11 protein-coding genes are annotated in these 11,393 nt (G+C 75.0%); 7 read left to right on the top strand and 4 right to left on the bottom strand.

Annotated elements, in window-relative coordinates; genetic code table 11:
* Positions 1-94 precede the first annotated feature (94 nt).
* Positions 95-763, top strand: coding sequence for a TetR/AcrR family transcriptional regulator (locus BMZ16_RS05950; RefSeq protein WP_089798580.1), 669 nt, complete (start codon positions 95-97; stop codon positions 761-763).
* Positions 764-814: 51 nt separating this feature from the next.
* A complete protein-coding gene (locus tag BMZ16_RS05945; protein WP_089798764.1) occupies positions 815-1,042 on the top strand; it encodes a DUF3107 domain-containing protein in 228 nt (75 codons plus the stop codon).
* A gap of 74 nt (positions 1,043-1,116) precedes the next feature.
* Here BMZ16_RS05945 and BMZ16_RS05940 read toward each other — a convergent pair whose 3' ends face one another.
* A complete protein-coding gene (locus BMZ16_RS05940) occupies positions 1,117-1,902 on the bottom strand; it encodes a ferritin-like fold-containing protein (RefSeq protein ID WP_089798579.1) in 786 nt (261 codons plus the stop codon).
* Between the two features lie 358 nt (positions 1,903-2,260).
* Between BMZ16_RS05940 and BMZ16_RS05935 the strand changes: the two genes are divergently transcribed.
* A complete protein-coding gene (locus BMZ16_RS05935; RefSeq protein ID WP_089798578.1) occupies positions 2,261-4,099 on the top strand; it encodes a DEAD/DEAH box helicase in 1,839 nt (612 codons plus the stop codon).
* Between the two features lie 154 nt (positions 4,100-4,253).
* Here BMZ16_RS05935 and BMZ16_RS05930 read toward each other — a convergent pair whose 3' ends face one another.
* Entirely contained in the window at positions 4,254-4,874 is a 621-nt protein-coding gene (locus BMZ16_RS05930; protein WP_089798577.1) for a MarC family protein, read from the bottom strand.
* Positions 4,871-5,713, bottom strand: a complete 843-nt coding sequence (locus BMZ16_RS05925; RefSeq protein WP_089798576.1) for a PHP domain-containing protein — start codon at positions 5,711-5,713, stop codon at positions 4,871-4,873. The genes BMZ16_RS05930 and BMZ16_RS05925 overlap by 4 nt, the downstream gene beginning before the upstream one ends.
* 66 nt (positions 5,714-5,779) lie before the next feature.
* Between BMZ16_RS05925 and BMZ16_RS05920 the strand changes: the two genes are divergently transcribed.
* Positions 5,780-7,330 (top strand): aminopeptidase P family protein, encoded by a 1,551-nt coding sequence (locus tag BMZ16_RS05920; protein ID WP_089798575.1) that lies wholly within the window; start codon positions 5,780-5,782, stop codon positions 7,328-7,330.
* A 61-nt stretch (positions 7,331-7,391) separates the two neighbouring features.
* Here BMZ16_RS05920 and BMZ16_RS05915 read toward each other — a convergent pair whose 3' ends face one another.
* The gene (locus BMZ16_RS05915) at positions 7,392-8,015 is read right to left on the bottom strand and encodes a YflT domain-containing protein (RefSeq protein ID WP_089798574.1); all 624 of its coding nucleotides are present in this window, start codon (positions 8,013-8,015) and stop codon (positions 7,392-7,394) included.
* Between the two features lie 100 nt (positions 8,016-8,115).
* Between BMZ16_RS05915 and BMZ16_RS05910 the strand changes: the two genes are divergently transcribed.
* Genes BMZ16_RS05910 through BMZ16_RS05900 form a run of 3 tightly spaced genes read left to right on the top strand, consistent with a single transcriptional unit; the run spans position 8,116 to position 11,175 of the window.
* Complete coding sequence (locus BMZ16_RS05910) at positions 8,116-9,426, top strand: magnesium transporter MgtE N-terminal domain-containing protein (RefSeq protein ID WP_089798573.1); 1,311 nt, start codon at positions 8,116-8,118, stop codon at positions 9,424-9,426.
* Positions 9,419-9,955: a DUF1003 domain-containing protein gene (locus BMZ16_RS05905; protein ID WP_089798572.1), complete on the top strand. Its 537-nt coding sequence runs from the start codon at positions 9,419-9,421 to the stop codon at positions 9,953-9,955. Before BMZ16_RS05910 ends, BMZ16_RS05905 begins: the two co-directional genes overlap by 8 nt.
* A gap of 53 nt (positions 9,956-10,008) precedes the next feature.
* Positions 10,009-11,175, top strand: a complete 1,167-nt coding sequence (locus tag BMZ16_RS05900; RefSeq protein ID WP_089798571.1) for an Mrp/NBP35 family ATP-binding protein — start codon at positions 10,009-10,011, stop codon at positions 11,173-11,175.
* The last annotated feature ends 218 nt before the right edge of the window (positions 11,176-11,393 follow it).

Below are 11,393 nucleotides of genomic sequence, written 5' to 3'. Positions count from 1 at the left end.
ACAGCCGGGACCGGGCACGCCGCCGGCGGGACGCCCGCTCCCGGGGTCCGGGCCGTGACGCCTGCCCGCAACACGCCGTCGCTACGATCGCCTGATGACCAGCGCCCAGGACTCAGCCGGTCCGCGTGCACGCGGACCGCGGATGGCGCGCGCCGAGCGCCGGTCCCAGCTCCTCGCGATCGCGCTCGACCTGTTCGCCACGGAGGGGTTCCACCACGTCTCGATGGACGACATCGCCGACCGTGCGGAGGTCAGCAAGCCGGTCCTGTACCGGCACTTCCCGTCCAAGCTGGACCTCTACCTCGCCGTCGTGGACGAGCAGGGCACGGCACTGCTCGCGGCCGTGGAGCAGGCCGTCGCGCCGATCGAGGCGGGCCCCGTGGGGCGCGGGGAGGGGCGTGCGGTCGTGGCCGCCGTGGTCGCGGCGTACGTCGAGTTCGTCCAGGTCGCCGGCGAGTCCTCCACGCTCCTGTTCGAGTCCGACGTCACGCACGACTCGCAGGTGCGCGGCCGGGTGGAGCACGCGTCGGCCGAGGCGACCCGGCGCATCGCGGACGTGCTGGCGGCCGTGACCGGACGCGACCGCGCCGACGCCGACGTGCTCGCCGCGGCACTGGTCGCCACCGCGCAGGGCGCGGCCACCTACTGGCTGCGCCACGGCGACGGTGGCAGCGCGCAGCGGGTCGTCGACCTGGTGTCGGACCTGCAGTGGCGAGGACTGGCCGGTCTCGTCCGTCCCGACTACCCGTACGAGGACGCCTAGGATCGTGACGACCGCCCGGCGACGCCGGGACCCGTCCGATGAGGAGTGCCCGTGGAGATCACGATCGGCGTGCAGCACCTGTCGCGCGAGCTGACGCTCGAGTCCGACCAGACGGCGGACGAGATCGCCGCGGCCGTCCGGGCCGCGCTCGACGGCACGGCGGCGACGCTCGAGCTGACGGACGTCCGCGGACGTCGCGTCATCGTGCCCACCGCCGTCCTCGGCTTCGTCGAGATCGGTGCGGAGGCCAAGGGCCGCGTGGGCTTCGGCACGATCTGAGCCGTCCACCCGGCGCCCGGCTGCGGCCGGGTGCCGGGTGCGTCCGGACCCCGCACCCGCCGCGCGGCGGCGGATCAGGCGGTCAGGTGCAGCCGCGACATCCGGCGCGTGTGCTCGGCCGTCAGCTCGTTGAGCACGAGGGCCGGGATCTGCGCCCGCTCCTGCGACCCGGCTCCCGCACCAGCACCAGCACCCGCACCCGCACCCGCACGGTCGAGGGCCCGCGCGACCTCGGGCCGCTGCGCCAGCCGCTGGACCACGCCGAGCGCCTCGCCGACGAGGCGGCGGCCCCACAGCGCCAGCCGCGAGGACAGGACGGCGTCGTCCGCACAGACCTCGTCCAGCTCGCGCACGGCCAGCTCGGTGCGCGCCGCGTCGTCGAGCACCTCGGCCACCAGCCGCGCCGAGTCGGGGTCCAGACCGCGGGCCACGAGCCGGCAGAAGTCGTCCGCGACGCCGTACCCGACGTACGTCTTGAGCAGCCGCTCGGCCCACGTGCTCGCCGGAGTGCGGGCGTCGAAGTCGTCGAGCATCCCGTCGAACCGCCCGAACGCCGCCGGCGCGTCGCCGCCGAGCTCGTCGATCCGCGCCAGGACACGGTCCCGCCGCTCGACGCACCGGGCGGCCTGCCGGGAGAAGGCCAGGGCCTGCTCGGGCCCCGGCGCCTGCCGGGCGTCGTCGGCGAGCCGCTCGAACGCCTGGTGCTCGACGCTCGCGACGAGGCCCAGGACCTCGACGGCGTCGGCGGCGTCCGCGGTGCGCGCGGCCGCGGCGTCCTTCCCGGCGCGGTTGGCGGACCGGTCGTCGGCGCCCGCCTGGCCTGGGGTGAGGGCACGGGCGTTGCCGGCGCTGGTCGTCATGCCGCGATCGTAACGCCGCCGGACGCGCCGGTCGGGGCAGCAGCCGGGGCACCGGGACGGACGTCCGATAGACTGACTGTGTACAACCCCGTACATCGGTTGCCCGTTCGTCTCGGTTTCCCGGTCCGGCCCGCGCCGCGACCCTCCCCGCCCGACGCGCACCGGCCCGCCTGCCCGCCGGGCTCTCCCGCCCGCGGACGTGCCGGCAGGGTGCGCCGCGCGGGGCGACTTCTACGATCGGCTGCCGGCCAACCCGCGTGGCGCAGCCCGCTGTCGCCCGGGGCGGACGAGCGCGCGACGCGCCGCCGGCCCCCCGGCCCGCACCGTGAGCCGCCACCCTGGCAGTGAAGAGCCGCCCGTGACCACCGACCAGACCGTCGACCAGGAGCAGCGCAGCGACGCCTCCGTCGACTCCCCCACCACCCCCGACGCCGTGACCGAGGTCCGCACCGCGGCCGACGCCGTGCCGACCGAGTCGCCGACCGGCTCCCGTCGCGCCGCCTCGGTGCAGGCGGTCGACGCCTCGTTCGCCGACTTCGACGTGCGCCCCGAGATCGTCGCGGCCCTCGCCGCGGCCGGCATCTCCCAGCCGTTCCCCATCCAGGCCATGACCCTGCCGGTCGCCCTGGCAGGCCACGACATCATCGGCCAGGCCAAGACCGGCACCGGCAAGACCCTCGGCTTCGGCGTCCCGCTGCTGCACCGCGTGGTCGCACCCGGTGAGGACGGCTACGACCGGCTGCCCGCCCCGGGCGAGCCGCAGGCGCTCGTCGTCGTGCCCACCCGTGAGCTCGCCGTGCAGGTCGCGGGCGACCTCGCGATGGCGTCCACCGGCCGCAAGGTCCGCATCGTGCAGGTCTACGGCGGGCGCGCGTACGAGCCGCAGGTCGAGGCCCTGCAGCGCGGCGCGGACGTCGTCGTCGGCACGCCCGGCCGCATGATCGACCTGCTGAACCAGCGGCACCTGCGGCTGAAGCACGCGACGGAGGTCGTGCTCGACGAGGCCGACGAGATGCTCGACCTGGGCTTCCTGCCCGACGTCGAGAAGCTGCTCGCCGCCACGCCGCCCAACCGCCACACCATGCTGTTCTCCGCGACCATGCCGGGCGCCGTCGTCGCCATGGCGCGGCGCTACATGTCGCAGCCCACGCACATCCGCGCGTCCGCGCCGGACGACGAGGGCCAGACGGTCAAGAACATCAAGCAGGTCGCGTACCGCGCGCACGCGCTCGACAAGGTCGAGCTCCTCGCGCGGATCCTGCAGGCCAACGGCCGCGGCCTGACGATCGTGTTCGCGCGCACCAAGCGCACCGCGGCCAAGGTCGCCGACGAGCTCGTCGACCGCGGGTTCGCGGCCGGAGCCCTGCACGGCGACCTCGGCCAGGGCGCCCGCGAGCAGGCGCTGCGCGCGTTCCGCCACGGCAAGGTCGACGTGCTCGTCGCGACCGACGTCGCCGCGCGCGGCATCGACGTCGAGGACGTCACGCACGTCATCAACTACCAGTGCCCCGAGGACGAGAAGACGTACCTGCACCGCACCGGCCGCACCGGCCGCGCGGGCAACAAGGGCACGGCCGTGACGTTCGTCGACTGGGACGACCTGCCGCGCTGGGGCCTCATCGACAAGTCCCTGGGCCTCGGTATCCCCGCCCCGGTCGAGACGTACTCGTCGTCGGAGCACGTCTACACGGACCTCGACATCCCGAAGGGCGTCACGGGCCGGCTGCCGAAGTCGCAGCAGACCCGCGCGGGCCTGGGCGCCGAGGTGCTCGAGGACCTCGGCGAGACCGGCAAGCGGGGCGGCGGTGCACGGCCCGCGCGTGCGGAGGACGGTCGCTCCGGCCGCCGCGAGGGCAGCCGTGACGGCGCGCGCGACGGTGAGCGTGCCGGCGGTCGCGGCGCGGCCCGCCCGGCGGAGCGCACCCGTGAGGGTGACACCGAGGGCGGCTCCCGCCGCCGTCGGGGCGGCCGCGGCCGCAGCGACGCCGAGGGCGCACCCGCGGACGCGCGTGCCTCCGAGCCGACGGCCGAGCGTCCCGCTGCCGACGCCGCGGCACCGCGCCCGGCAGCCGACGGTGCCACCGGCCCGGACGCCGGCGAGTCCGGCGGACCGCGCCGGCGCCGGCGCCGTCGCTCGCGCGGCGGGTCCGCCGGTGCGTCGACGGACGCCGGCTCGCCGGCCCCGACCGACGCCTGACCCCTGCACGTCCGTCCGGCCCCCTCACCCTGCGGTGAGGGGGCCGGACGCGTCGGAGGCCCCGACGCACAGGGACCGGACGTGTCGGACGGGACGCGTCCGACCTGGCGCGTCCGACCTGGCGCGTCAGACCTGGCGCGTCAGACCTGGCGCGTCAGACCTGGCGCGCGAACGTCAGCACGGCGTCCGCGAGCAGCTGCACCGCGATCGCGGCGAGCAGCAGACCGGCGATCCGGCTGACGAGCATCGTCCCGGAGTCCTTGAGGACCCGGTGGATCACGCCGGCGAACCGCATGGACAGCCACAGGCACAGGTGCACGAGCACCACGCCCAGCGCCAGCGCGACCCAGTCGGTGGGCTCCGTCGACTGCTGGACGAACACCATGGTCGCGACGATCGCGCCCGGGCCGGCGAGCAGCGGCGTGCCGAGCGGCACCAGGGCGACGTTGCCCTGGGTGCCCTCGTACCCCTCGTTGCTGTCCATCTTCCCGGTCAGCAGCTCCATCGCGACCAGCAGGAGCAGCAGACCACCGGCGCCCTGCAGCGCCTCGACCGACACGTGCAGGTAGTTGAGCAGCGACTGGCCGAACAGCGCGAAGCCGACGATGACCCCGAACGCGACGAGGATCGCCTGACGCGCCGCCCGCGTCCGCTGCTGACGGGTCATGGACCCGGTGAGCGCGAGGAAGATCGGCACGGTCCCGGGCGGGTCCATGATGACGAACAGGGTGACGAACACCGAGGTGAACAGCTGGATGTCGAGCACGCCGCTCACGCGGTCACCACCTCCGTCGTCCCCTGCCGGACGATCTCGTCCAGCACCTGCGGCTCGGTGAGGTTCTCTCCCAGCCGGTTGACCTTGCCCGTGCCGTGGTAGTCGCTCGAGCCCGTGACCAGCAGCCCGAGCCGCTCGGCGATCGCGAGCAGCCGCTCGCGCTGCGGCGGCGAGTGGTCGCGGTGGAAGACCTCGACGCCCGCCAGGCCGGCCTCGGCGAGCTCGTCGAACACGCGGTCGGGCACGATGCGTCCGCGCGCGTCGGCGGCCGGGTGCGCGAACACGGGGACGCCGCCCGACGCACGGATCGCCGCGACCGCGTCCGGGGCCTCGGGTGCGTAGTGGTCGACGTGGTAGGGCCCGCCGGACGCCAGCAGGTGCGCGAAGGCGGCGTCCCGGTCGGGCACGACGCCCCGGGCGACCAGGGCGTCGGCGATGTGCGGGCGGCCGACGGCCACGGCGTCACGCGCCTGGTCCAGCACGTCCTGCCAGGTGAGGGGGACGTCCCGTGCCAGTCGCTCCACGATGCGCTGCGCGCGGTGCAGCCGCGAGTCGCGGGCACGCGCGAGCTCGTCGGCCAACGCGGGATGCTCCGGGTCCTGCAGGTAGGACAGCAGGTGCACGCTGACGCCGCGGGACCGGGCCGACACCTCGGTGCCCCGCACGAGCGCGACACCGACGTCCCGCGCGGCGGCCGCCGCCTCGTCCCAGCCGTCCGTCGTGTCGTGGTCGGTGAGCGCGACGACGTCCACGCCGACGTCCCGAGCGGCGGTGACGAGCTCCGCGGGGGTCTGCGTGCCGTCCGACGCCCGGGAGTGCGTGTGGAGGTCGATGCGCACCGGCCCAACGCTAGCCCCTCGCACCCGGGACCCCGCGCCGGCGGTGGGCGGTGCGAGACTGGGAGGGTGTGCACCGACCAGCATCCCGAGAACCTCACGTCCGAGACGCTCACGCCGGCCGCCGGGGAGCAGCCGCTCGAGGAGCGCGGCTCCAACCGGTCGCACCGGCCGCAGTCACGCCGCTTCGTCGAGTTCGTGACCTCCGGCTGGGGCGAGCGACCGGCGTCGACGGCCACCCGTGCGCCCGTCGCCGACATGACCGCCGCCCGGCGCAGCGCGCTGTCCGCGCAGTTCCCCGGGGTCCGGCTGGTCGTCCCGGCCGGGTCCTTCGAGGTGCGGTCGAACGACACCGACTTCCGGTTCCGCCCGCACTCGGCCTTCGCCCACCTCACCGGGCTGGGCACCGAGCAGGAGCCCGACGCCGTGCTGGTGCTGCACCCCGTGCCGGACGGCACCGGCGACGACGGCAGCGCGCACCGCGCCGTGCTCCACATGAACCCGCTGGCCGGCCGCGACACCCCCGAGTTCTTCTCCGACGCCCGGTACGGCGAGTTCTGGGTGGGCGCACGGCCCACGCTCGACGAGATCGCCACGACCACCGGCATCGCGACGGCCCACCTCGACGACCTGCGCGACGCGCTGGCCAAGGACGTGGGCGCAGGCGGGGTGCAGGTCCTGGTGGTGCCCGAGGCCGACGTGGCGGTCGAGGAGGTCGTCGCGCAGATCCGCGGCGAGGCCGTGGGCGAGGCCGACGCGCGGCTCGCGGAGGCGCTCTCGGAGCTGCGGCTCCTGAAGGACGCGTACGAGGTCGAGCAGATGCGACTGGCGGTCGACGCGACGGTCGCGGGCTTCGAGAAGGTCGTGCGCGCGCTGCCGCGGGCCGTCGCGCACCGCCGCGGCGAGCGCGTCATCGAGGGCACGTTCCTGGGGCACGCCCGCGAGGAGGGCAACGACGTCGGCTACACGACCATCGCCGCCGCCGGCGACCACGCGACGACGCTGCACTGGACCGACAACGACGGCCGGGTACGCCCGGGCGAGCTCGTCCTCGTCGACGCCGGCGTGGAGGTCGACTCGCTCTACACCGCGGACGTCACCCGCACGCTGCCCGTGGACGGCACGTTCACCGACGTGCAGCGCCGCGTCTACCAGGCCGTGCTCGACGCCGCCGACGCCGGGTTCGAGGCCGCGGTGCCGGGAGCACGGTTCCGCGACGTGCACGACGCCGCCATGCGCGTGCTGGCCGCGCGGCTCGAGGAGTGGGGGCTGCTGCCCGTCAGCGCCGAGGAGTCCCTCGACCCCGACAACCAGCACCACCGCCGCTGGATGGTCCACGGCACGTCGCACCACCTGGGCCTGGACGTGCACGACTGCGCGCAGGCACGCGCGGCGCTCTACCTGGACGGCGTGCTGCAGCCCGGCATGGTGTTCACGATCGAGCCGGGTCTGTACTTCAAGTCCGACGACCTGCTGGTGCCGGCCGAGTACCGGGGCATCGGGGTGCGCATCGAGGACGACGTCCTGGTCACGGCCGACGGCAACGAGAACCTCTCGGCCGCGCTGCCGCGGGACCCCGACGCCGTCGAGGCCTGGATGGCCGCGCTGCGCGAGGGCTGAGCCCCGCGGCGCCGGGTCCCGGCGCGACGTCCCGGCGCGGCCCTCGACGGCCCGCCGGGGCTCAGGCGCTCGGGGGCGTCGGTGGTGCGGGGGGCTGCGCCGGCGGCGGCGGGGTCGCGGGCGGCCCGTACCCCGGGCGGGGGTCGGACGGCGGCGCCCCGACGGGCGGCGACGGCGGACGCACCGGCTCGGGCCAGCCCGAGACCACGCCGCCGGTGCCCGCGAGCAGGGCGCGCGCCCGGTGGGCGTGCTCGGCCTGGCAGAGCACCGAGTACGAGGTCGCGACGATCTGGCTGGCGGACGCGAAGTCCCGCCGACCGCGCGTCAACGAGTACCCGATGACCGAGAAGAGCAGGCCGAACGCGCCGCCGAACAGCACGGCGGGCAGCATGACGCCGGTGCCGCCCGTCGAGAACAGGGTGAGGATCAGCCCCACGAACAGACCGAACCACGCCCCGGACAGGAACCCGCCCAGCGCCGCGCTCGGGTACGACAGCCGCCGGATGACGCGCTCGACCATGCGCAGGTCGGTCCCGACGATCGTCACCGCCCGCACCGGGAACTGCTTCTCGGCGAGCAGCTCGACCGCCTTCTGCGCCTGCAGGTACGTGCCGTAGGTCGCGACGGTCTCGCCCGTCGGCAGGGTGGGCGTCGTGGGGATCCGCTCGGACTGCGAGAACGACATGTGCTGATTCTCCCCCACCGGCCCGGGCACCGCCAGGGAGCGTCCGGCTCGCCGGGTCGGCGGCGGGCCGGACGGAGGGTCGGCGTCTAGGCTGACCGGCGTGAGCAGCGTCGGCGCCCGGGTGTTCGTCGCGCGCCTCGCCGGCACCGCCGTCTTCGACCCGATCGGCGACGAGGTCGGCCGGGTGCGCGACGTCGTCGTGCTCGTGCGCCTCACGGGCGCACCCCGCGCGGTGGGCCTGGTGGTCGAGGTCCCCGGCCGGCGCCGGGTCTTCCTGCCGCTGACGCGCGTGACGGCGGTCGACGCCGGCCAGGTGATCTCCACCGGGCTGGTCAACATGCGCCGCTTCGAGCAGCGCGTGTCCGAGACGCTGGTGGTCGGTGAGCTGCTGGACCGCACGGTCGAGCTCGCGGACGGCTCGGGCACGGCGCGCGTCGAGGACGTGGCGATGGAGCTGCAGCGCAACGGCGACTGGTGGGTCACCAAGGTCTTCGTGCGGCGCACCGACCAGCGCGGCGGCCTGCTGCGCCGACGCGGCGAGACGATGCTGCTGCCGGTCGAGGACGTCGTGGGCCTCGGCCGCCCGTCGGAGGCGCAGGGCGCCCAGCTGCTGCTCGCGCAGTACGAGGACCTCAAGCCGGCCGACCTGGCGGACGTGCTGCACGACATGGGCGTGCGGCGCCGGCTGGAGGTCGCCTCGGCGCTGGACGACGAGCGCCTGGCGGACGTGCTCGAGGAGCTGCCCGAGGACGACCAGGTGGCGATCCTGGGCGGGCTGGACCGCGGCCGCGCGGCCGACGTGCTCGAGGCGATGCAGCCCGACGACGCCGCCGACCTGCTGGGCGAGCTGCCCCACGAGCAGGCGGCCGAGCTGCTGGCGCTCATGGAGCCGGCCGAGGCCAACGACGTGCGCCGCCTGCTGGCGTACGAGGACAACACCGCGGGCGGTCTGATGACCACCGAGCCGGTGATCCTGGGGCCGGAGACGTCGATCGCCGCGGCGCTGGCCCACGTACGGCGTCAGGACCTCAACCCCGCCCTCGCGTCGCTCGTCTTCGTCGCCCGCCCGCCGCTGGAGACGCCGACCGGCCGCTACATCGGCGTCGTGCACCTGCAGCGGATGCTGCGCGAGCCGCCGCACGAGGCGATCGGGCAGATCGTGGACACCGACCTGGAGCCGGTGGCGGTGGACGCGCCGCTGCTCACCGTGACGCGCCAGCTGGCGACCTACAACCTGCTGGCGCTGCCGGTGGTCGACGAGCAGCGTCGGCTGCTGGGCGCGGTGTCCGTCGACGACGTGCTGGACCACCTGCTGCCCGACGACTGGCGCGAGACCGACGACGTGCACGTCGGGCCGCCCACGCGACCCACCCCGGTGACGCGGGAGGGCGGGAGGGTGGGACGTGGCTGAGCGTCTCGACCAGCCGCGGGTGCGCGGCCGCTCCCTGCTGCCCCGGTGGCAGGTCGAGGCGGACGCCTCGGGGCGCGTCTCGGAGTCCATCGCGCGGTTCCTCGGCACCCCGCGGTTCATCCTGTACCTGACGGCGTTCTGCGTGGTGTGGCTGGCGTGGAACTCGTGGGGCCCGGAGCACCTGCGGTTCGACCAGGCGGAGAACGGCTTCACCGCCCTCACGCTCATGCTGTCGCTGCAGGCGTCGTACGCGGCCCCGCTGATCCTGCTCGCGCAGAACCGCCAGGCGGACCGGGACCGGGTCGCGGCGGAGCAGGACCGGCAGCGGGCCGAGCGCAACCTCGCGGACACCGAGTTCCTGGCCCGTGAGATGGCGTCGCTGCGGATCGCGCTGTCGGAGGTCGCGACCCGCGACTTCGTCCGCTCCGAGCTGCGCGGCCTGCTGGAGGACCTGCAGACGGAGCAGGCCGCGGACGACCACCAGGACCGCCGGCACGGCGAGGCACGACGCGGCGCCACCGACCGCTGATCGCGGGCCGTCGGGCCCGCGGGGCCGACGCGGGGGCGACCTACGATGGTGGGGTGCCGCCTCTTGAGACCCCCGCGCCCGCCGACCCGCTCGTCGACGCCGTCCGCACGGCCCTGGCCGGCGTGCAGGACCCCGAGATCCGTCGTCCGATCACGGACCTCGGGATGGTGCGCTCGGTGGACGTCGAACCGCGCGACGGTGGCGCGTTCGTCGTCGTCGGCCTGGACCTGACGACGCCCGGGTGCCCCCTGAAGGAGACGCTCACGCGCGACGTGACGGCTGCGGTGGCCCCCCTGGACGGCGTGGTCGGCGTGCGCGTCGACCTGGGCGTGATGTCCGCCGAGCAGCGTGCCGCCCTGCGCACGATGCTGCGCGGCACGGACGCCGAGCCGCAGATCCCCTTCGCCCAGCCCGGGTCGTTGACCAAGGTCATCGCGGTCGCCTCGGGCAAGGGCGGCGTCGGCAAGTCGTCGGTCACGGCCAACCTGGCGGTGGCCATGGCGGCCGACGGGCTGCGGGTGGGCGTCGTCGACGCCGACATCTACGGCTTCTCCATCCCGCGCATGCTCGGCGTGGACCGCCCGCCGACGAAGGTCGACGACATGCTGCTGCCGCCGGTGGCGCACGACGTCAAGGTCGTGTCGATCGGCATGTTCGTGCCGGCCGGGCAGCCGGTGGTCTGGCGCGGGCCGATGCTGCACCGGGCGCTGCAGCAGTTCCTCGCGGACGTCTTCTGGGGCGACCTGGACGTGCTGCTGCTGGACCTGCCCCCCGGGACGGGCGACATCGCGATCTCCGTGGCGCAGCTGCTGCCGGGGTCCGAGCTGGTGGTCGTGACGACGCCGCAGGTCGCCGCGGCGGAGGTGGCGGAGCGCGCCGGTGCCGTGGCCGTGCAGACCCGCCAGCGCGTGGTGGGCGTGGTCGAGAACATGTCCTGGCTCGAGCAGCCCGACGGCAGCCGGTTGGAGCTCTTCGGCGCCGGCGGCGGTCAGCGGGTGGCGGACAACCTCACGCGGCTGACCGGGGCGGCCGTGCCGCTGCTGGGCCAGGTGCCGCTGGACGTCGCGCTGCGGGAGGCCGGCGACGGTGGTGCCCCGGTGGTCCTGACGGCCCCGGACTCCCCCGCCGCCGCGGTGCTGCGCTCGGTCGCCCGGACCCTCGCGTCCCGGCCGCGGAACCTGGCGGGCCGCCCGCTGGACCTGTCGCCCGTCGGGCGCTGAGTCCTCGCCCGTCCACGCCGATAATTTCGGCGCGTCGTCGCGCGTTGCACCTGGTCATGATCGCTGCGCACGTGACGCAGGTCACGTCACTTTCCCAACGTAACCGCCCACAGGGGATGACGCGATCGCCTCCGCGAGTGGTGAAACGATTAGGACGCGTCGAAACTCTCTGCTGCGGCTCCGAAAGTATTGACGTTAAACCTCCCCTGAAGGACGGT

It is taken from the genome of Cellulomonas sp. KH9, assembly GCF_900114185.1.
GTDB lineage: Bacteria > Actinomycetota > Actinomycetes > Actinomycetales > Cellulomonadaceae > Cellulomonas.
The sequence above is the reverse complement of the archived record's forward strand: the minus strand, read 5'-3'. Positions and strand labels throughout refer to the sequence as shown.